The following is a 22,615-nucleotide window of genomic DNA, read 5'->3' on the forward strand; positions in this document are numbered from 1 at the left end:
TCCGTCGCACGGCGTGTGCCGTGGGTTGTGCGGATCGGGTGCGGTCAGATCCGGTGGAAGTGGAGGATGTCGCCGGGGACCAGGTCGTCGCCGACGACGATGAAGCCGTGCTTGACGAGGTGGTCGGGGTCGACGATCTCGAAGTCCTCCACGAACCCGTGGCGGGTGCCGAAGACCGCGCTGTCCCCCGTGAGCCTGAAGTGGCCGTCGACCCAGCCGGGTCCGCTGAACGTGCCGTGGTGGCCCCAGTCGTCGTAGTAGAAGCTGACGAAGGACTTGTCGACGTCGCTCCAGCCCATCAGCCAGGTGGCGACGATGCCGGGCACCGGGATGCGCTGGGTCAGTTCGTAGAACCGGCCGTCCGCCAGGGGGCGGGTGGAGCAGGTCGCCTCACCGGTGGTGACCTCTTCCGTGGTGAGGTTGGTGTATTCGATGCGGAAATCCCCCAGGAGGAAATCCAGTTGCCGCATTTCCGCCGCGATGTCGTTGCGGACGGGCAGAACGACATCGCCACTCCCGACGGGAGCGGAATCCCGCGCAATGTCGTCCGAGGACTGAATGGGCTGCGCACTCATGGCAACTCCGTTGACTGGGGACACCGTTGATACCGAAACGAAGTTATGGACCCGGCATTGCCGCGCACAAGCCCGGACGGATCTCTTAGGGGGGTTGCGGGACGTGATCCGGGGCGGCCTCGCGGGAGCTAGGGGTGTCCGGAGTCTGCTGAGGTCAGTAGGCTCCCGGGGGCGGAGCCGGCCACCGTCCGGTTCCTTCACCGAGGAGCGAGGCGATGACCACCGATCAGCAGTCTCCATTGCCGGAAACACAGGACGATTTCCCGTCCCTGCTCGCCTGGCTGACGAAGAGTCGGCAGGAGAATCCGGTTGTTCCCGACGCGTTTCCCGGCCTTTGGCATGTTTTCCGGTATGCCGATGTCTCCCGGATTCTGTCCGACACGGCCACCTATTCCAGCGACATGTCCGCCGTGATTCCTTCGCATCCGGACACGGACTGGATGGCCAAGGGGAATGTGGTCGGAATTGACCCGCCGATGCACGGCAGGCTGCGTTCGCTGGTGAGCAGGGCGTTCACACCCCGGCTGGTCGCCGGCCTGGAGCCGCGGATCACCGAGCTGGCCTCCGGGCTGCTGGACGCGGTCGCCGACCGCGACCGGTTCGACCTGGTCGAGGCGCTCACGCATCCGCTGCCGGTGTTCGTGATCGCCGAGCTGCTCGGCATCCCGACGGAGGACCAACCCCTGTTCGAGAAGTGGGGGCTGGACTTCATCCTCGCCAACGGGGGCGGTGAGAGCGCCCTGCCGAGCGAGGAGAACGTCGCCTCGTTCGTACGGACGGCCGTGGAGATGCGGACGTACATGCTGGAGCAGATCGCCATGCGGCGCACGGCACCCCGGGACGATCTGATCACCCAGCTGGTCCAGGCCAGGACCGACGACGGGCAGCTCGACGACGACGAGATCGTCGGCTTCGTCGGCACCCTGCTGCTCGCCGGTCACATCACGACGACGGCGGTGCTCGGCAGTACCGTCCTGTGTCTGGACGAGAACGCCGAGGCAGCCGCGGAGGTCCGCCGGGACCGCTCCCTGGTGCCGGCCGCCGTCGAGGAGTCGGTGCGGCTGCGTCCGGCCTTCTCCCGTCTGGTCCGTATGACCACCCGGGAGTCGGAGCTCGGCGGCGTGACGATCCCCGCCGGTCAGGTCCTGACGCTGTGGACGGTGTCGGCCAACCGGGACCCCGAGCGGTTCACCTCCCCCGACGCCTTCGACCTCCACCGCGACCAGGGCCGCCATCTCGGGTTCGGCCAGGGCATCCACTTCTGCATGGGCGCCCCGCTGGCCCGGCTGGAGGCACGGATCGTGCTCAACCTGCTGCTGGACCGCTTCCCCGGGCTGAGGGTCGCCGCGGACGCGGACGCGGTGGCGTACCACCACCCGAAGAACGTGGTCGGTCCGCGCCGCCTGACCGTCGAGGTCTCCGGCTGAGGGGACCGTGCACGGCGGAGGGCCTGCACCGCCCCTCGGGTGGTGCAGGCCCTCCGCCGTGCACGGATCACTGGCCCCGGCTCACCGGAGCGGGCGTGTTCCGGCGGGTCACCAGGTGACCGGCATCCGTTCCACCTCGGGGTGCCAGCCGGGCCGGTCGTTCAGTTCCTCGACGGGCAGGGTGACCTTGAGGCCCGGCAGGCGGCGGAAGAGGGTGCCGTAGGCGACTTCGAGACCGATCCTGGTCAGGTTGGCACCGAGGCAGTGGTGGATGCCGGTACCGAAGGCCAGATGGCCGCGGCCCGCGCGGCGGACGTCCAGCCGGTCGGGCTCGGGGTAGTCGGCGGGATCGCGGTTGGCTGCCCCGTTGGCGACGGCGACTCCCTCGCCCGCGCGGATGAGCTGCCCGCCCACCTCCACGTCCTCCAGGGCGACCCGCGGCATCAGGTCCAGGGGGCTGATCAGCCGCATCATCTCGTCGACGGCTCCGGGGACGACGGCGGGGTCGTCGCGCAGCAGGTCCACCTGGTCGGGGTTCTCCAGGAGGAGTCCCACGCCCGCGGTCAGCATGGCCTGGACCGGTGACTGCCCGGCGATGAAGATCAGGAAGCACAGGTTGGCGAGTTCCGTCCTGCTGAGCGTGCCGGTGTTCACGTGCTTCTCGATGACGCGGCTGGTGGGGTCGTCACCGGGGTTCTGCTGCTTGTCGTCGATGAAGCGCAGGAAGTACTGCTGGAGTGCGATCATGCGGGTCGCGACCTCGTCGCCGACCTGCGCGGTGTCGGCCGCGGAGGTGGCCTGCCGGCGTACCTCGCGCTGGTCCAGCAGCCACGCCTGCATGTCGGCGTAGTCCATGCCGAGCGCCCAGCAGGTGATGGTGCCGGAGAAGGGTTCGGCGAACGCGGTGACCAGGTCCGTCTCGTTCCCGCCGGCCAGCATGGAGTCGATGAGTTCGTCGGCCTTGCGCTGCATCGCGGGGCGCAGGTTCTCGGCCCGGCGCAGGGTGAACTCGCTCACGACGGACCGGCGCTGCACCGTGTGCTGCGGCGGATCCATGGTGAACAGCATCGGGAAGGCGCGCGACCCCTCGAACGCCTCGGCGTAGATGGGGTATCCGGGGTTGGTGATGTCGGAGCTGAAGCGCGCGTCGTTGAGGACGGCGCGGGCCTGGTCGTGACGGGTGATGAGCCAGACGCGCCGCCCGTTGTAGAGCCGCCCCGGTGCCGGCGCCCCGGTGGCCCGCAGGGCGGGGTACTCGGCGGGCGGCGCGTAGGGGCACGTTCTCAGCAGGGGGAAGTCGAAGTCCGCGGAGGGAGTGGCTTCGGGCACGGGAGCGTTCCTTCGGTAGGAGCTTGCTGGGCGTGGGGGGACAGGGATCACGGCCCGCCCGGTGGAACCGGACCGGCGGCTGTGGGGGAGGTGGGGTTCACCAGCGCAGCAGGCAGAGCCCGGCTGCCATGCCCGCGCCGAAGCCGGCCAGCAGCAGCAGTTCGCCGTCGTGCAGCAGACCCGCGCGGGACGCCTCGTCCAGGGCCACGGGAACCGAGGCGGCGCCCATGTTGCCGTACGTGACGAGCGGGGTGTGGGTGCGGGCGCCGGTGAGGCCGCAGCGCTCGACGAGTTCACCGAGGAGCACGCCGTTGGCCTGGTGGGGCACGAAGTGCGCGATCTGGTCGCGGGTGGTGCCGGTGCGCCCGAGCAGGGGGTCGATCATCGGGGGGACGTTGTGCATGACGAAGTCGGCGACGCCGCGGCCGATCATCCGCAGGTAGTGGCCGCCGTTCGCGACGGTGTCGGCGGAAGCGGGGACGCGGCTTCCGCCGCCCTCGATCCAGATGAGTTCGTGGGCGTCGCCACGTCCGGCGAGTTCGACGTCCAGGATGCCGCGCTGTTCCGGCACGGCCCCGATCACCGCGGCGCCGGCGGCGTCGCCGAGGAGGACGGCGGTGCCCCGGTCGCCGTAGTCGAGGAAGCGTGAGTAGAGGTCGGCGCCGATGACCAGGGCGAGTGAACCGGGACGCTGGGCGACGAGGGCGCGGGCCACGTCGAGGGCGTAGACGAAGCCGGCGCAGGCGATGTTGATGTCGAAGGCGGCGGCGCGGTGGGCGCCGAGCGCGTTCTGCACCAGGGACGAGGTGGGCGGCAGGGGGGCGTCGCCGGTGGAGGTGGCGACGATGAGGTGGTCGATGCGGTCCGCCGTGACGTCCGCGTCGTCGAGGGCGGCGACGGCGGCGTGCCGGGCGAGGTCGGAGGTGGCCTCGTCGGGGGCTGCGTAACGGCGGCCGGTGATGAGGGTGCGGCGGCCGATCCACTCGGCGGTGATGCCGGGGACGCGGCGGGCGATCTCCTCATTGGTGATCTCCTCCTTGGGGAGGTAGGAGCCGGTGCCGAGGATGCCGATGGAGGTGGTCATGGGGTCACCGCCAGGGCGCCGGGCACGTCGGCGGCGAAAGCGCGCAGCGGGTTGAGGCGGTCCTCGCCGATTCTGGCCCGGAGTTCGGGGTCGGTGACGCCGAGGCCGGGTTCGGGGGCCAGGCACAGGACGCCCACCTTGCCGATGTGGTCGTTGCGCTGCACGAGCCGGGTGGCCTCGCCGACCTCGTCCAGGGGGAACAACGACGACATCACCGGCATGATGCGGCCCTGGCCGAACAGCCGTGCGCACTCCCACTGTTCGTGGAGGTTGGCCACATGGCTGCCGATGACCCGTTTGAGTTTCATCCACAGGTAGCGGTTGTCGTAGCGGTGCCGGTAGCCGGTGCTGGAGCCGCAGGTGACGACGGTGCCGCCGCGCCGTACGACGAACAGGGACATCCCGAACGTGGCCTGTCCGACGTGTTCGAAGACGATGTGGGGGTCCTCGCCGGTCTCGCGGCGGATGACCGCGCCGAGCCGTTTGCCGTCGGCGATGGCCTGCTCGAAGTCGTCGCCCTCGGACTCGCCGATGCCGATCTCCGAGCGGTCGATGACGATGTCGCAGCCGAGTGCGCGCAGCGCCTCGGCCTTGCGGGGCGAGCCGACGACACCGACGGGTATGCCGCCGCCGTTCTTGACGAACTGCACGGCGTACGCGCCGACCCCGCCCGTCGCGCCCCAGATCAGCACCACGTCACCCTGTTTCATACGGGCGCCCCGGTCGGAGACCAGCATCCGGTAGGAGGTGCCGGCGCAGGCGGGCACGCAGGCGGCCTCCTCCCAGGTGAGGTGGGCGGGTTTGGGGATGAGCTGCCCGGCGCGGGCCAGGCAGTAGTGGGCGAGGCCGCCGAAGTTGGTCTCGTAGCCCCAGGCGAGCTGGTGTTCGCCGAGCATGCCGTCGGCCTGGGTGACGGCCTCCTGCTCGTCGACGCAGGCCGCGTTGACGAGGACGTGGTCCCCGACGCGCCAACGCCGGACGGCGGAGCCGACCCGCACGATCACACCGGCCGCGTCCGAGCCGAGGACGTGGTACGGCTGGTCGTGGCGGGCGGCCCAGCCGCCCTGCCGTCCGTAGCCGGCGAGGAACCGGAAGGTCGGCAGGGGCTCGAAGGTGGCGGACCAGACGGTGTTGTAGTTGATCGAGCTGGCCATGACGGCGACGAGCACCTCGTCGGGCGCCGGCTCCGGCAGCGGCACGGGGCCGACGCGGAGGGTCTTGCGCACGTCCTTGTCGTCGACACCCCGGAACGCGTCCACGTCCTCGATGCGGAGGTGGGCCGCGGTGAACTCCTCGGGCAGAGCCGCGCGCTCCACCTCCTCGGGACTCGCTCCCGCGAGCACCGCGTCAGTCACAGAACCCATGTCGGCCCTTCCTCGTACGGCTACCGGTGTCGTCGACGCTAGGTGAGGCTCCGCCCCCTAACGCCACCCCTCAGATCCCGCGGGGCCCCCTGTCCCGGTGTGCGGGGCCGGCGCTCATTCCGCGATGGCGGTCCGGGTGATCCAGCGGAAGACGGCGACCTCCTCACCGTCGATGGTGGTGAACTCACCTTTATGTACGAAGTGCTCGTATCCGGCACCCAGGCGGTGCTTGACCTTCTCCGTGAGCGAAGTGGCGAACTGCAGCCTCTCCTCGTCCGGGAAATACGCCGGGCCGTCGGACAGGAATACCTTGAAATTGACCATGCCGAAAACCTCCTCAGCCAGGGATTCACAGTGGACTTTCGCCTTGGGGAGAATCTCGCAGTGGCCCTGCGCACGGACAACCCCTAGGCACCCCCGTAAAGGTGGTGTCAGGCGGACTCGGGCAGCCCCAGCTCGATATGGAGCGGCAGTTCCTGACGCGAGGTGATGTCGAGCTTCTTGTAGACACGAGTCAGGTGTTGCTCGACGGTGCTGACCGTGATGAAGAGTTCGGACGATATCTCACGGTTTGTCATGCCACGGGAGGCCAGGACCGCCACGCGCCGCTCCGAGTCGCTGAGTTTCGCGACGGGGTCGGGGGCCCGGAGGGGGCCGCGCGCGGCGCGTGCGGCGGGGCGTCCGTCGACGAGCCCGAGGAAGGCGATCCGCTCGCGCAGCGGGCCTGCCCCGCACTCCTCGGCCAGCTGCTGGGCCTTGCGCAGGGTCAGGTCGGCGCGGGCCGGCTGGTCGAGGCCCCGGTAGGCCTCCGCGAGGTCGACCAGGACGCGGGCCAGTTCCCAGGAGTTGCCGGACGCCTGGAGGTGCTCGGCGGCCCGGGTGAGCAGTCCGGGCCGCTCGGGCGGGAGGGCGAGCTGGGCCCGTACGCGCAGCCACGACCCGGCGGCCAGGGGGGTATCACTGCCGGAGAGGGTCTCGTGGTTCTCCAGGAGTTGCTCGGCCTCCCGGGTGTTGTCGAGGGCGAGCCAGGCCTCGGCCGCGTCGATCCGCCAGGTCGGCTGTGTCCTCAGGGACGCGTCGCAGCGTTCGGCGTGGCGGCCGAGGGCCAGGAAGTCCGACAGGGCGAGATGAGGGCGGCCCACGGCCAGCAGGAACCGGCCGCGTGCCCGGAGGTAGTCCAGTCCGTGCAGGCTGCGGAAGAACCCGTCGGGCACGGGCCGGTCCAGCAGTCGGACGGCCTCCTCGTACTGTCCGGACGCGGTGCAGGCGCTGATCAGGGCGGTGATGACCTGGCCGCACAGCCAGTGGCTGGGCGCGTCCCCGCCCAGGTCCACGATCTCGCGGGCGTGGGTCTCGGCCTCGGCGAGCCTGCCGCGGGCGAGGGCGGCCTCGGCACGCAGGGCGGTGAACAGCTGGCGCCAGCCCTCGACACCGCGCGCGGCCGCCTCCCCCTGGAAGTGCTCGCACCAGGCGTCCGCGAGGTCGGGTCGGCCGGCGGTCATGAGGTGCCGCAGTTCGGGAACGATCAGAGCGAGGGTGGTGTCGCCGAGGGACCACGCGGCGAGGTGTTCCTCGATCTCGTGGACGCCGGGGGTCCGGACGTGGTGCCCGATGACGCAGACGCCGAGGTTGACCCCGTCGGCGCAGACCCGGCCGTCGAAGTCGTGTTCCTCGCCGCAGGCGGTCCGTTCGGAGGACATCTGCAGGGACCAGGCGTCGGGTATGCCGGGGGTGAGGCAGAAGAGCCAGGGCCAGCCCTCGTTGAAGTAGTCGGGCTGCCCGTTCGCCTCCCCTCCGCCCGCGGCCTGTGCGGCCACGGTGCGGATCATCGCCCTGCCTTCGTCCAGCCGCCCGCATCCGATCATCAGCAGGGCGGCGAGCACGGTCCGTGCCGGGCAGGCGTCCGTCCCGTGGGAGCACTCGGGCCACTCGATCCGGCCCAGGTACTGGTGCTCGACCCGCCACGGGTCGGTGCGCAGCAGTACAACGTAACGTTTCAGCGCGAGCCTGGCCCGTTCCCAGCAGTCGGTCGCGGCGTCATGGGCGAGGTCGACGCACGCGACGGCGAAGTCGGCGTCGTCCCTGGCCAGCGCCTCGTCGGTGGCGCGTTGGAGGACGGCCATCTGCCAGGGCTCGGTGACGGCGCCGATCTCCAGCAGATAGCGGGACGTCGCTCCGGCGCCCGCGCCGCGCCGGCGAACCTCTTCGGCGGCCAGCAGCAGGATCTCGGCGCGACGGTCGGGGTCGGCGTGCTCCAGGATCTCGTCCTCGATCACCGGATGCCGCAGCCGGCAGCCGTCGGCCACACCGGCCTCACGCAGCAGGTTCAGACCGCGCGCGATCTCCGCCCCTTCCAGACGCAGGACGGCGGCGAGCCCGACGGGGTCGGAGAACTCGCGCAGCGCGGCCAGGCCCAGGGCGACGGAGGAGGCCAGCGGGCCGCTGAGGCGTACGCAGTCCCGGGCGACCCGGGAGTACAGGCCGCGCGGGCTGGGCCAGAGTGCCCCGGCGCCGACTCGGGCCCGCATGTCCAGTTCCTCGGCCAGGGCCCGGACGAGCAGGGGGCTGCCGCCGCTGAGTGCGTGCACCGCCTCGCGGTCGGCGTCGTCCAGAGGGCCGCCGTGCAGCGTCGCACAGAGCGCGGCGGCCTGGTCACGGTCGAGGGAGCCCAGCCTGATGCGGTGGAGGTTGGGCTGGCGGAGCAGGTCGCAGTGCACGTCGCCCTGGTAGCCACCGAACGGCAGCAGGGGCACGACCACCATGATGGGGCTGTTGCGCAGCCGGCGCCGCAGGGCCGCCAGCAGACGGCGCCAGGTGGACTCCTCGTGTTCCCGCGGCCCGTCCAAGCAGATGACGACGGGTGCGCGCTCGGCGAGCGCCGCCAGACCGTCGCTTAAGTCCGGCGGCCACACGGATTCCGGTGCTCCCGGCGGAGCGGTGCGGTCCACCCCGGGCGCGACCAGATCATCGAGGTCGGGCCGGGACAGGACGGTGGCGCCCTTCTCCAGGGCATGATGGGCGAAGCCCTCCATGAGGTCGGTCTTCCCGGAGCCGACTCCGCCCTCCAGGACGACGGTCAGGGCTGTACCGCGCTCGCATTCGGCGAGGAGGGCCGTCATGAGTTGCAGTTTGTCGTCTCGGCCAGAAAACAACATGTACCTAACCCCAATCACACCCCACCGTGTTCTGCGATTTGCTTGGGATCGACCAAGAAATCGCAGAGCGCGCCGGACGGTCTACAGAACTGTCCGATGGGTTCAGAACCCCCGCGAAAACCACATCGGTTTTGATGAGCCGATCCCTGGTTCACTGTCGCGGCCGATCAGCCCGGTTATCGGCTCGTCACCAACATAGCCAAGGGCCAGCGACCATGGAAGCCAGCATTCCGGAAACGGGCTGGATGCGCAGTGTAAAGATTCTCAGAGTTTGATCAGAACCATGACTGTGCGTCAGTTCCTGTTTGCTGCTTTCGATCCACGGAAAGATTTTTGGCCATTTTCACCAGAGCCTCCGCGTCCATCCCGCGGATGTCGTCACCCCGGTCCGGCCGGTGGGCGTCGGCCACGGCCGACGGGGCGGACCGTCCCGTCGCGAGGGCGAGCAGCGGGTCGAGCAGACCGCTTTGACGCAGGCGTGCCAAGGGCACCGACAGGAGGAGGCTACGGATCTCCGCCTCCTTCTCGTCGCCGTCCGTCGCGGTGGCCGCTCGGCCCTCGCCGGGGCCGAGGAGATCCGACACGTGCGCGGCGAGGGCGTCCAGCCGGGGATGGTCGAAAGCCAGCGTGGCGGGAAGTCGCAGCCCGGTGGCGGAATTCAGACGGTTGCGCAGTTCGACGGCTGTGAGGGAGTCGAATCCCATGTCACGGAAGGACCGTTCGGTGTCCACGAGCGCCGCGGTGGCATGCCCGAGCACGGCGGCGACCTCCCCGCGCACCATGGCGAGCAGGGTGGCGCGGCGTCGTTCCTCCGGCAGCGCCCTGAGCCGCGCGCGCAGCGCCTCGCCCGGCTCACGTGTCTCCCCTGCGGCCCGGCGTCGGGCGGGGGCGGCGGACGGGCCGAGGAGGCCCCGCAGGAACGATGGCAGCGGGTCGCGCGCGTGCCGGGCGCGCAGGGCCGCGGCGTCCGGCGGCGCGGCCACGACGGCGGGGCCCGGTACCGGGCCGAGCAGCATCTCGTCGAACAGGGCGAGCGCCTCGTCGGTGGGCAGGGCCCGGAAGCCGCCGGCCCTCAGCCGCTGGTGGTCGGCGGCGTCCAGGTGGGCGGTGAGACCGCTGGCCTGCTCCCACAGCCCCCAGCCGACGGACACGGCAGGCAGGCCCTCGGCCCGCCACCGGTGCGCCAGGGCGTCGAGGAAGGCGTTGGCGGCCGCGTAGTTGGCCTGGCCCGGCGAGCCGAAGGTGGCGGCGGCCGAGGAGAACAGCACCACCCGCCGTACCTCCGGGTGGAGTCCGGTGAGCCGTCGCAGGTTCCGGGCGCCGTGTGTCTTGGGTCGCAGGACGCGCGCCACCCGCTCCTCGGTGAGGGAGGCGAGGGCGCCGTCGTCGGTGGTGCCCGCGCAGTGCACGATGGCGGCCAGCCGCTCCCCCCGCCTCAGGAGGTGGTCGTGGAGGAGCGTGACGGCGTCGGCGTCACCGATGTCACCGGCCACCACCTCGGCGTCGGCGCCCGCCGCGGCGAGTTCGGCGCACAGCGTCCGCGCCGCGTCCGGCTCGGGTCCCGAGCGGGACAGCAGGAGCAGCCGCCGGGCTCCGTGGTGGGTGACGAGGCGCCGGGCGACCAGGGCGCCCAGCGTGCCGGTACCGCCGGTGACGAGCACGGTCTCGTCGGCCGTGAACCCGGCGCCCGGCAGGGTCAGTACGGCCTTGCCGACGAGGTCCGCCCGCGCCAGTGCCCGGAACGCGTCGGGGGCCCGGTGGATGTCCCAGCAGGTCACCGGCGGCGGGGTGAGCGTGCCGTCCGTGAAGAGGACGCCCAGTTCCCGCAGGATCTCCTGGATCCGTTCCGGTCCGGCCTCGGCGAGGTCGAAGGGCAGGTAGGCGGCTCCGGGACGCTCGGCGGCGATCCGCCGGGGGTCGCGCGGGTCGGTCTTGCCCATCTCGACGAACCGCCCGCCGCGCGGCAGCAGTTCGAGGGAGGCGTCGGTGAACTCTCCGGCCAGGCAGTTGAGGACCACGTCCATGCCCCGGCCGTCGGTGGCGGTGAGGAAAGCGTCACGGAAGTCGAGGGTGCGGGAGTCCGCGATGTGCGTGTCGTCCAGGCCGGCGGCGCGCAGCGCGTGCCACTTGGGGCGGGACGCCGTCGCGTACACCTCGGCGCCCAGGTGGCGGGCGAGCCGCACGGCGGCGGAGCCCACACCGCCGGCGCCCGCGTGGATCAGGATCCGCTGGCCCGCGCGCAGCCCGCCGAGGTCGACCAGTCCGTAGTACGCGGTCAGGAACGCGACGGTGGCCGCGGCGCCCTCGGCGTTCGACCAGCCGTCGGGGACCGGTGCGAGCAGCCGGGCGTCGGCGACGGAGACAGGGGCGAACGGGGTGTCGAGCGTGCCCATCACACGGTCGCCGGGGGTGTGGCCGGTGACGCCGGGCCCCACCTCGGTCACCACCCCGCACCCCTCGCTGCCGAGGGGGGCGGGGTCCGGGTACATGCCGAGGGCGATGAGGGTGTCACGGAAGTTCAGTCCGGCCGCGTGGACGGCCACCCGGACCTGCCCCTCGGCGAGTTCCCCGGTGCCTTCCGCGGTGGGCACGAGGGCGAGGTTCCCGAACGACCCGGGCTCGGTGACGTCGAGCCGCCACTGGGTGTGCCCGGCAGGTGGACGCAGCAGGCCGGGTTCACCGCCGGCCCGCACCAGCCGCCTCCCGTGCACCGTGCCGCCTCGCAGGGCGACCTCGGGTTCGGCGGCGGCGAGCGCGGCGTCGAGGGACGCCGGATCCGGCGGCTCGTCCCCGGTGACGTCGACGAGGACGACGCGGCCCGGCTCCTCCGCCTGGGCGGACCTGAGCAGGCCGACGAGGGCCGCGTGTGCGGTACCCGTGGCGGTGGTGGGCGGGCCGGGGACGGGGGCCGCGTCCCGGGTGACGACGACCAGGGGCAGGTCGGCCGCCCGCGTTCCGCCCAGCCACTGCCGCAGCAGGTCCAGGCCCCACGTCGTGGCGCGTTCGGCGGCCTCCGCGGGATCGCACTCGTCGGCGGTGACGGGACAGCGGACCACCACGGCCGAGGGCGCCGGTTCACCCGCCGTGAGCGCGGCGTCGAGGGCCGCGACCGTGCCGTACGTCCGCGTGCCCTCCGCCTCGTCCCCGCCGAGCCACAGGTACGTCCCGGCGGTGGCGGCGCGCACGGCCAGCTCGGGCCACTCGACCCTGAGCAGGCCGTCCGGTCCGCCGGGCGCCGCCGCCGACAGCCGCTCGGGCGAGACCGGCCGGAAGGCGAGCTCGTCCACCGCGAGCACGGGGGCGCCCAGGGCGTCCACGGCGTGCAGGGACAACCCGTCGGCCCCGGCCGGGGCCAGCCGTACCCGGAGCGAGGTGGCCCCGGTCGCGTACATCGCCACACCGGACCAGGAGAACGGCAGCCGCGCGCCGCTGTCCAGCGTGCCCGGCAGCAGACCGGCGGCGTGGAGGGCCGCGTCGAGCAGCGCGGGATGCGCCAGGAAATCCTGGCCGTCGGTGCCCACCGGGTCGATCTCCACCTCGGCGAACACCTCGTCGCCGCGCAGCCACGCGGCCCGCAGTCCCCGGAAGGCGGGGCCGTACCCGAACCCGGCGGTCGCCATCTTCTCGTACAGGCCGGCCAGTTCGACCGGTTCGGCACCGGTCGGCGGCCAGGCGCCCAGATCGAACTCCGGCTGCTCGGCCCCGCTCAGTACGGCGCTGCCGTGCCGGGTCCACTCCTGTCCCGTGGACTCCGCGCGGGAGAAGAACCGCACGGCCCGTCGCCCGTCCTCCTCCGGCCCGTCCACGACGATCTGCAACCGCACCGGCTCGGACTCGGACAGCAGCAGCGGTGCTTCCAGGACGAGTTCGTCGACCCGAGGCGCCCGCGTCCGCTCCCCCGCCCACAGCGCCAGCTCCAGGAAGGCCGTGCCGGGCAGCAGCATGGTGCCGTGCACCGCGTGATCCGCCGTCCAGGGCTGCTCCTGCGGCGACAACCGCCCGGTGAACACCGTGCGGTCGCCGTCGGCCGGCTCAAGGACGGCACCCAGCAAGGGGTGTTCCGCCGCCCCGAGCCCGGCGAGCGCCGCGTCCCCGAACCGGGCGACGGGCAACTCCGTCCAGTAGCGCCGGTGCTGGAAGGCATAGGTGGGCAGGTCGACGGTCCGGGCCCCGGTCCCGGCGTAGCACTTCCGCCAGTCGACGGGCGCCCCGTGCACGTACGCCTCCGCCAACGACAGCAGCAGCCTCTCCATGCCGCCGTCGTCCCGGCGCAGGGTCCCGGTGACGGCCACGTCCCGACCGGCCGCCTCCGCCGTCTCCTGCACGGCACCGGCCAGGACGGGGTGGGGGCTGGCCTCGACGAAGACGGTGTGCCCGGCTTCGACGAGCCTCGCCACCGTCGACTCCAGCCGCACGGTGGACCGCAGATTCCGGTACCAGTACTCCGCGTCCAGCCCAGACGTGTCGAACCGGTCGGCGGTCACCGTGGAGAAGAAGGGGACCCGGGACGCCGTCGGCTCCAAGCCGCCCAGCAGATCCAGGAGTTCGTCGTGGATCTGCTCGACATGCGCGGAGTGCGAGGCGTAGTCCACCTCGACCCGCCGGGCACGCGCGCCCCGCGCCTCCGCCTCGACGATCACTTCGTCCAGACCCTCCGGCGTACCCGCCACGACCACCGAGGACGGACCATTGACCGCCGCCACCTCCACCCGCCCGTCCGCCACCGGGGCGAACTGCTCCACCTCCACCACCGGGAGTTGCACGGAGGCCATACCGCCCTTGCCGGACAGGGCCAGGATCGCCTGGGACCGAAGGGCGACCACCCGCGCTCCGTCTGCCAGGGACAACCCCCCGGCCACGACGGCAGCCGCGATCTCCCCCTGCGAATGCCCCACGACCGCCGCCGGCTCCACCCCGAACGACCGCCACACCTCAGCCAGCGACACCATCACCGCCCACAACACCGGCTGCACCACATCCACCCGACCCAACGCAGCCTCATCGGACAGGACTTCGCGCAGCGACCAGTCCACGAACGCCGACAACGCCTCCTCGCACTCCCCCATCCGCTCCGCGAACACCGGCGAGGCCTCCCACAGCTCCACCGCCATCCCCACCCACTGCGACCCCTGCCCCGGAAACACGAACACCGCACCAGGACCGTCACTCACACGCCCACGTGTCAGTCCCGCGTCCGGTCGCCCCTCCGCCAGGGCCGCGACGCCTCGCCGCAGTTCGTCGCGTCCGGTCCCGACGATCACGGCGCGGTGCTCCAGGGCGGCACGGGCGACCGTCGACGAGAGGCCGATGTCCTGGAGGCGCGTGTGGGGATGGTCGGTGAGGTGGGCGTGGAGCCTCGCGGCCTGAGCCTGGAGGGCTGTCTCGCCGCGGGCGGAGAGAAGCCAGGGCAGGGGCCGTGGGGAGATGTCCTCCTCCGGAGGGCAGACCGGGGATTCGTCGCCCTGTTCGAGGATGACATGGGCGTTGGTGCCGCTGATCCCGAACGACGAGACCCCGGCCCGGCGGGGTCGCCCCGTCTCCGGCCAGGGCCGGGTCTCCGTCAGGAGTTCCACCGCGCCCGCGGACCAGTCCACGTGTCGCGACGGCCGGTCGACGTGCAGGGTCTTGGGCAGGACCCCGTGCCGCAGGGCCATCACCGTCTTGATCACACCGCCGACCCCGGCCGCCGCCACGGTGTGCCCGATGTTGGACTTCACGGAGCCGAGCCACAGCGGCCGGTCCTCGGGCCTGCCCTGCCCGTACGTGGCCAGCAGGGCCTGCGCCTCGATGGGGTCGCCGAGGCGGGTGCCGGTGCCATGGGCCTCCACCGCGTCCACGTCCGCCGGCGACAGGCCCGCGTTGGCCAGGGCGTCCCGGATGACGCGCTGCTGGGAGGGGCCGTTGGGAGCGGTGAGGCCGTTGGAGGCGCCGTCCTGGTTCACCGCGGAGCCGCGGATCACCGCGAGCACGGGGTGGCCCTTGCGGCGGGCGTCCGACAGCCGTTCCACCATCAGCACGCCGACGCCCTCGCCCCAGCCGGTGCCGTCGGCGGTGTCCGCGAAAGCCTTGCAGCGGCCGTCGGAGGCGAGTCCACCCTGGCGGGCGAACTCGGGGAAGATGCCGGGCGTCGCCATCACCGTCGCACCGCCGGCGAGCGCCAGGTCGCACTCCCCCGTGCGCAGCGCCTGAACGGCGAGGTGCAGGGTGACGAGCGATGAGGAGCAGGCGGTGTCCACGGTCAGCGCGGGGCCCTCCAGACCGAGGGTGTACGCGACGCGGCCGGACATGACGCTGCTGGTCACGCCGGTGAGGGACGGTGTCTCGGCGGAGTCGCGGCAGATCGCCAGCAGACCGGCGAAGTCCTCGGATCCGCCGCCGAAGAACACTCCGGTGCGGCTGCCCCGCAGGACCGTGGCGTCGATGCCCGCGCGCTCGACCGCCTCCCAGGACACCTCCAGGAGCAGCCGCTGCTGCGGGTCCATCGCCTGGGCCTCGCGGGGCGATATCCCGAAGAACTCCGCGTCGAAGCCGGCCGGGTCGCCGAGGAGGCCGCCTTCCAGCGTGGTCGAGGAGGAGTCGCCGTCGGCCGCCGCGTACAGGTCGTCGAGCGGCCAGCCCCGGTCGCGCGGGAAGGGGCCGATCGCGTCGACGCCGTCGGCCGCCATGCGCCACAGGTCCTCCGGGGACAGGACCCCGCCGGGGAACCGGCAGGCCATGGCGATGACGGCGATCGGCTCCCGCACCCGGTCCTCCGTCCGCTTCAGCCGCTCGCGCAGGTCGCGGGCGTCGGCGATGGCCCGCTTCAGGTACTCGCGCAGCTTGCTCTCGGTGGCGGTGCCGGGTTCGTCGGCTGTGCTGGACATACGTGCGTCACTTTCCTCGAGGTGGGGGGTGAGCTGCCGGCGGGGCACGTGGGGGGCGGCGTGCCGGAGCGGGTGGTGCACCGCCGGGCCAGGCGGCCGGGCGGTGCGGCCGGGGCGGATTCCGGCGGTTTCAGGGCAGTCGGACGCCGTCGTCGACCATGGCGAAGAGGTCGTCGTCGGAGGCCGTGTCGAGGTCGTGGTGCGGATCGTGCTCGGTGTCGTGGCCGTCGGTGGTGGCGTCCGGTCGGCGCCACGTCTCCAACAGGTGCCGCAGCCGCTCGTCGAGGTGCCTGCGGTCCGGGTCGTCGGGGGCGACCTCCCCGAGGTGCCGGAGGAGACCGTCGAGGAGGGTCAGTGCCTCCTGGGCCGGTGACGCCTGCGGCGGCGCGAGCTCGGCGCGCAGCAGGGCCACCAGCGCCTGGGGGGTGGGGTGGTCGAAGACGAGGGTCGCGGGCAGCCGCAGTCCGGTGGCGGCGCCGAGGCTGTTGCGCAGCTCGACGGCGGTCAGGGAGTCGAAGCCGAGTTCGCGGAAGGTGCGCTGCGAGCCGAGGGTCTGCGGCGAGCCGTGTCCGAGGACGGTGGCGGTGTGCGTGTGGACGAGGTCGAGCAGCAGCTGGTCGCGCTCGCTGTCGGACAGCGGGGCCAGCCGCTCGGCGAGGGCGGGTTCGCCCGCCGCGGCGCCGGCCGCGCGCCGCAGGGCGGAGGTCTGGACGAGGGCGCGGAACACGGCGGGCAGGGTGCCCGCCTCGGCCTGTCCGCGCAGGGCGGCGGTGTCCAGTGCCAGGGGTGCCACGGCGGGGGCGTCCACGCCGAGGGCGGTGTCGAACAGGGCGAGGCCCTGGTCGGCCCCGAGGGCGCGCAGGCCGGACCGGGCCATGCGGCGCTGGTCGGTGTCGCCGAGTCCGGCGGTCATGCCGTCGCCCGCTTGTTCCCAGGCTCCCCAGAGCAGGGAGACGGCGGCGAGCCCGCGGGCCCTGCGCTGTGCCGCGAGGGCGTCCAGGCAGGTGTTCGCGGCGGCGTAGTTGGCCTGGCCGGGGTTGCCGGTGAAGCCGGACGCGGAGGAGAACAGGGCGAACACCGCCGGGTCGTGGCCGAGTTCGCGGGTGACGGAGTCGAGGTGGGCGGCGGCGTCGGCCTTGGGGAGCAGGACGCGGTGGAGCTGCTCGTCGGTGAGTCCCGCGGCGATGCCGTCGTCGAGGACGCCCGCGGTGTGGACGATCGCCGTGGTGGGCCGGTCGGCGGGCAGGCCGGCCAGGGCGGTTCGCAGGGCGTCGCGGTCGGCGACGTCGCAGGCGAGGGTGGTGACGTCGGCGGCGCCCGCCGCGCGCAGGTCCGCCTCCAGTTCCGCGGCCCCGGGGGCGGCGGGGCCGCGACGGCCGAGCAGCAGCAGGTGACGGGCGCCGTGGTGGGTGACGAGGTGCCGGGCGACGAGGCCGCCGAGGTGGCCGCCCGCGCCGGTGACCACGAAAGTGCCTGTCGGGTCCGGGCGGCGGGGCACGGTGAGGACGGCCTTGCCGACCAGCTTGGCCTGGCTGAGCGCGCGGAACGCGTCCCGGGCCCGGCGGATGTCCCACACCGTCAGCGGGGGCGGGGTGAGCGCCCCGTCCGCGAACAGGTCGAGGACCGCCCGGAGCATCTCGCGCATCCGGTCGGGGGACGCCTCCTGGAGGTCGTACGCCTGGTAGGTGACGCCGGGGTGGGCGGCGGCCACGTCCTGCGGGTCGCGGATGTCGGTCTTGCCCATCTCCAGGAAGTGGCCGCCGCGCGGCAGCAGTCCGAGGCCCGCGTCGACGAACTCCCCCGCCAGGCAGTCGAGGACGACGTCCATGCCCTGCCCGTCGGTGGTCCGCCGGAAGTGGTCGGCGAAGCCGAGGCTGCGCGAATCGGCGGTGTGGTCGTCGTCGAGCCCGGCGGCGCTCAGTACGTGCCGTTTCCCGGCGCTGGAGGTGGCGTACACCTCGGCGCCCAGATGGCGGGCGAGCTGGACGGCGGCCGTGCCGACGCCTCCGGCGCCCGCGTGGACGAGCACCTTCTGGCCGGGGCGGACGCCCGCGAGGTCCACGAGGCCGTAGTAGGCCGTGAGGTAGGCGATGGGTACGGCGGCGGCCTGTGCGAAGGTCCAGCCGTCGGGCATCGGTGCCAGCCAACGGTGGTCGGTGACGGCGACCGGGCCGAAGGTGGCGGGGCCGAGGCCGAGGACCCGGTCACCGGGCCGGAGGTCGGGCACGTCGGGGCCGACGGCGGTGACGACACCGGCGAGTTCGCCGCCGAGGCCGCGCATGCCGGGGACGAGGCCGAGGGCGACGACGACGTCCCGGAAGTTGACTCCGCAGGCGCGCACCTCGACCAGCACCTGGCCGGACCCGAGGGGTGCACCGAGGCTGTCGGGTGCCGGGACGAGCGCGAGGTCGTCGATGGTCGCGCCGTCGCCCGCGCGGTCGAGGACCCAGGGTCCGGGTCCGGGCGGGGGCAGCAGCGCCGGGTCGCGGGTGAGCGGCACCAGGCGGGGCGTGTGGAGGGTGCCGGCGCGGAGGGCGAGGCGGGGTTCGGGGTGGGCGAGGGCTCGGCCGAGGACGGCGGCCGACGCGTCGTCGCCGTCCCAGTCGACGACGGTGATCCGGTCGGGGTTCTCGTGCGCGGCGGAACTCAGCAGCCCCCACACGGCCGCCGCGACGGGGTCGGCGGCGGGGTCGTCGTCGCCGACCCGTGCGGCGCCCCGAAGGAGCACGGTGAGCCGGGCGCCGCTGTCGTCGGTCGACCAGCGTCGTACGGTGTCGAGCGCCCGGCGGGTCGCGGTGTGCACGGCCGTCACGGCGTCCGGGTCGCCCGGTTCGGTGCCGGGCGGCAGCGCGGCGTCGAGGGCGACGACGATCTGGTCGGCGTCCCGTGCGGCGGTGGCCGGGTCAGGGTGGTGGGCCGCGCCGGGGAACAGGGGCAGTCGGCCCGGGTCGCCGACGAGTGCCCAGCGGTCGGCCGGGGCGGCGGGCTCGGCCGGGAGGGGGACCTCCCCCCAGCCGGGCAGGAGGAGATCGCGGTCCGGGACGGCGGCCTGCGCGGGAGCGGTCGGACCGGGGGCGGCGCGGACGGTGAGCGAGCGGATGTCCGCCACGGGGCTGCCCGTGGGATCCGCGAGGGCGAGGGCGAAGCTGTCGGGGCCGGTGGGGGTGATCCGGACGCGCAGCGCGGTGGCCCCGGTGGCGTGGAGGGTCACTCCGTCCCACACGAACGGCAGCCTGCCCTCGTCGGCCGTCTCCGCGGCGGGGCCGCCGGCGAACACGGCGGCGTGCAGGGCGGCGTCGGCGAGCGCCGGGTGGAGGGCGAAGTCGTCGGCGTCCGTGACGGTTTCGGGCAGCGCGACCTCCGCGTACACCTCGTCGCCGTGGCGCCAGGCCCGTCGTACGCCCCGGAAGGTGGGCCCGTAGCCGAAACCGGCGGCGGCGAAACCGGGGTAGAGGGTGTCGGTGTCGAGGGGGGTGGCTCCGGCGGGGGGCCACGCGGCGCCGCTTGCCGGGTCGGTGGCGGGTTGTTCGGCGTCGAGGACGCCGTCGGCGTGGGTGGTCCAGTCGTCGCCGTCGGCCGTCTCGGGTCGGGAGGCCACGCGGAACGCGGACCGCCCGTCGGCGTCGGGCTCGCTGACGACGGCCTGGATGCGGACGCCTCCGGTGGCGGGCAGTACGAGTGGGGCCTGGAGGACGAGTTCGCCGACGCGCAGGGCCGTACGGGCGGCCCCGTGGTGCCGGGAGGCGGCGTGCAGGGCGAGTTCGAGGAGGGCGGTTCCGGGGACGAGGACGGTGCCGCCCACCGCGTGGTCGGCCAGCCAGGGGTGGGTGTCCAGGCCGAGGCGGCCGGTCAGCAGCAGGGTGCCGGTACCGGCGACGGTGACGGCGGCGCCGAGCAGGGGGTGTCCGGCGGCGGGCAGTCCGGCCGCGCCGGTGGCGGCTGACGCCCCGGGCCGGGGCCGCAGCCAGTAGTGCCGGTGCTGGAAGGCGTAGGTCGGCAGGGACACGGGGCGGGCGCCCCGGCCCGCGTAGAAGGCGGCCCAGTCGACCGGGACGCCGCGGGTGTGCAGATGGGCCAGCGCGGTGACGAGCGCCGTTGCCTCGGGCTGGTCGCGGCGTTGGGCCGCCACGGGCCGGGCGGTGTCCTCGTCTCCGTCGGCCATCGCGGTCAGCGCGGCGTCCGGGCCGAGTTCGAGGGAGGTGGTGACGCCCGCCGCGCGCAGGGTGCGGGTCACGTCGTGGAAGCGGACGGTGTCGCGGACCTGTCGGGCCCAGTAGTCCGGCGACCGCCACTCCTCGTCGGTCTGCGGGGCACCGGTGACGCTGGAGACGACGGGGATCGTCGGGGGGCGGAAGGTGAGGGTCCGGACGACGTCGCGGAAGGCGTCGAGCATGGGGTTCATCAACGGCGAGTGGAAGGCGTGGGACACGCGCAGCGTCCGGGTGCGGCGGCCGAGTCCGCTGAAGTGCTCGGCGACAGGGGCGACCGCCTCCGCGGTGCCCGAGGCCACCACGGACCGTTCGCCGTTGACGGCCGCGAGGGCGACGGTGTCCTCCCGCCCCGCGAGCAGCGGCGCGACCTCCTCCTCGGTGGCCTCGACGGCCACCATGGCGCCACCGGCCGGCAGGGCCTGCATGAGCCGGCCGCGGGCGGCCACCAGGGCACAGGCGTCGGGCAGCGCGAGCATGCCGGAGACGTGGGCGGCGGTGAGTTCGCCGATGGAGTGTCCGGCCAGGTGGCGGGGGGTGACTCCCCAGCTCTCCACGAGCCGGAACAGCGCCACCTCCATCGCGAAGGTCGCGGCCTGGGTGTACTGGGTCTCGTCGAGGAGCGCGGACGCGTCGGTGCCGGGCTCGGCGAACATGAGGTCCCGCAGGGGCCGTTCGAGGTGTCGGTCGAGTTCGGCGCAGACGGCGTCGAGGGCCTGCGCGAACACCGGGAAGACGGCGTGCAGTTCACGGCCCATCCCGGGGCGCTGGGCGCCCTGCCCGGTGAACAGGAAGGCGCAGACCTGTTCGTCGGCCAGGCCCGTCACCAGTCCGGGTGCCGGTTCCCCGGCGGCGAGGGCCTTCAGGGCGCGGGTGAGGTCGTCGCCGTCCGAGACGACGGCCACGGCACGGTGGTCGAGGGCGGTCCGGGTGGTGGCGGTGGCGTGACCGGCGTCGAGCAGCCGCGGGGCGGTGGCGCCGCTCATGTGCACGTGCAACCTGGCGGCCTGGGACCGCAGGGCGTCGGTGTCGCGGGCGGACACGAGGACCGGTACGACGGGCAGCGGCACGACGGTGTCCGCCTCACCGCCGGTGTCCGCCTCACCTGCGGTGTCCGCCTCACCTGCGGGTTCCGCCTCACCTGCGGGTTCCGCGTCCGTCGGGGCCTGTTCGAGGATCACATGGGCGTTGGTGCCGCTCACGCCGAAGGAGGAGACTGCGGCCCGGCGGGGGCGGTCGAGGTCGGGCCAGTCGCGCGGTTCCATGAGCAGTTCGACGGCCCCGGCGGTCCAGTCGACCTGTGGTGACGGCCGGTCGACATGGAGGGTGCGGGGCAGCCTGCCGTGACGCATGGCCATGACCATCTTGATGACGCCGGCGGCACCGGCGGCGGCCTGGGTGTGCGCCAGGTTCGACTTCACCGACCCCAGCCACAGCGGTTGCCCATCGGGTCGCTCCGCCCCGTAGGTCGCCAGGAGCGCCTGGGCCTCCACGGGGTCGCCGAGGCGGGTGCCGGTGCCGTGCCCCTCCACGACGTCGACATCGGCGGCGGTCAGTCGGGCGTTCGCCAGGGCCTGGCGGATGACACGCTGCTGGGAGGGGCCGTTGGGTGCGGTCAGACCGTTGGACGCGCCGTCCTGATTGACGGCGGTGCCGCGGACCACGGCGAGGATCCGGTGCCCGTGGCGGCGGGCGTCCGTGAGCCGCTCCACGACCAGCACGGCGGCGCCCTCGCCCCACGCGGTGCCGTCGGCGGCGTCCGCGTACGACCGGCAGCGGCCGAAGGGCGCCACATTGCCCTGTCGGCTGCTCTCGACGAACGTGGCCGGGCTGGACATGACGGTGGCGCCGCCGGCCAGCGCCAGGTCGCACTCCCCCGCCCGCAGTGCCTGGGCGGCGAGGTGCAGGGTGACCAGGGAGGAGGAGCAGGCCGTGTCCACGGTGAGGGCCGGCCCCTCCAGACCGAGGGTGTAGGCGACCCGGCCGGAGAGCACACTGCCGGACATGCCGGTACTCATCAGGCCCTGCACCTCGTCGGGGAGGGTGGACAGTTCGCCGCCGTAGTCGTGGTACATGAGGCCCGCGTAGACGCCGGTGCGGCTGCCGGCCAGCGAGGACGGCACGATCCGGGCGTGCTCCAGCGCCTCCCAGGCGACCTCCAGCAGCAGCCGCTGCTGCGGATCCATCGCCAGGGCCTCACGGGGCGAGATCCCGAAGAAACCGGCGTCGAACTCGCCCGCGTCGTACAGGAAGGCGCCCTCCCGGGCGCGGCTGGTGCCGAGCCCGTCGTCGTCGGCGAACAGGGCGTCGAAGTCCCAGCCGCGGTTGTCGGGCATGGGGCCCACCGCGTCGCGGCCCTCGTCCACCAGCCGCCACAGCTCGTCGGGGCCGTGGACACCGCTGGGGAACCGGCAGCCGATGCCGACGATCGCCAGGGGTTCGCTGTCGGCGTCCTCCAGCTGCTTCAGCCGTCTGTGCGCCTTGCGGAGATCGCCCGTCATCGTACGGATGTATTCGACGAGTCGAGCTTCGTCCGTCACTGGAACCCCCTGGGGTCGGAGCCGTGCGGATGTTCACCAGGGAGCGGGCAGCGGTCGCCGCAGGACGGCG

Annotated in this window: 9 protein-coding genes; 1 reads left to right on the forward strand and 8 read right to left on the reverse strand. The window is 73.3% G+C overall.

All coding sequences use genetic code 11. The features are described from left to right. Positions 1-44: 44 nt before the first annotated feature. Positions 45-575 (reverse strand): DUF1579 domain-containing protein, encoded by a 531-nt coding sequence (locus SMA5143A_RS31865; protein ID WP_258193852.1) that lies wholly within the window; start codon positions 573-575, stop codon positions 45-47. Positions 576-976: 401 nt separating this feature from the next. Between SMA5143A_RS31865 and SMA5143A_RS31870 the strand changes: the two genes are divergently transcribed. Continuing rightward, the gene (locus tag SMA5143A_RS31870) at positions 977-2,002 is read left to right on the forward strand and encodes a cytochrome P450 (protein WP_258193853.1); all 1,026 of its coding nucleotides are present in this window, start codon (positions 977-979) and stop codon (positions 2,000-2,002) included. A 108-nt stretch (positions 2,003-2,110) separates the two neighbouring features. On the opposite strand, the gene SMA5143A_RS31875 is transcribed toward SMA5143A_RS31870, so the two are convergent. From SMA5143A_RS31875 to SMA5143A_RS31905, 7 genes are all read right to left on the reverse strand, one after another. Further along, positions 2,111-3,331, reverse strand: coding sequence for a cytochrome P450 (locus SMA5143A_RS31875; RefSeq protein ID WP_107466323.1), 1,221 nt, complete (start codon positions 3,329-3,331; stop codon positions 2,111-2,113). A gap of 97 nt (positions 3,332-3,428) precedes the next feature. Continuing rightward, positions 3,429-4,415, reverse strand: a complete 987-nt coding sequence (locus SMA5143A_RS31880) for a 3-oxoacyl-ACP synthase III family protein (RefSeq protein WP_107466324.1) — start codon at positions 4,413-4,415, stop codon at positions 3,429-3,431. Continuing rightward, positions 4,412-5,779, reverse strand: a complete 1,368-nt coding sequence (gene ccrA, locus SMA5143A_RS31885) for a crotonyl-CoA carboxylase/reductase (RefSeq protein ID WP_107466325.1) — start codon at positions 5,777-5,779, stop codon at positions 4,412-4,414. Before ccrA ends, SMA5143A_RS31880 begins: the two co-directional genes overlap by 4 nt. Before the next feature lie 114 nt (positions 5,780-5,893). Next, positions 5,894-6,103, reverse strand: a complete 210-nt coding sequence (locus tag SMA5143A_RS31890; RefSeq protein ID WP_107466326.1) for a DUF5988 family protein — start codon at positions 6,101-6,103, stop codon at positions 5,894-5,896. Positions 6,104-6,210: 107 nt separating this feature from the next. Further along, complete coding sequence (locus SMA5143A_RS31895; RefSeq protein ID WP_258193854.1) at positions 6,211-8,898, reverse strand: LuxR family transcriptional regulator; 2,688 nt, start codon at positions 8,896-8,898, stop codon at positions 6,211-6,213. A 311-nt stretch (positions 8,899-9,209) separates the two neighbouring features. After that, positions 9,210-15,752, reverse strand: coding sequence for a type I polyketide synthase (locus SMA5143A_RS31900; protein ID WP_441349509.1), 6,543 nt, complete (start codon positions 15,750-15,752; stop codon positions 9,210-9,212). A 175-nt stretch (positions 15,753-15,927) separates the two neighbouring features. Further along, positions 15,928-22,545: a type I polyketide synthase gene (locus SMA5143A_RS31905; protein WP_107466329.1), complete on the reverse strand. Its 6,618-nt coding sequence runs from the start codon at positions 22,543-22,545 to the stop codon at positions 15,928-15,930. Positions 22,546-22,615: the final 70 nt, after the last annotated feature.

Source organism: Streptomyces sp. MA5143a (assembly GCF_900290235.1).
Classification (GTDB): domain Bacteria; phylum Actinomycetota; class Actinomycetes; order Streptomycetales; family Streptomycetaceae; genus Streptomyces.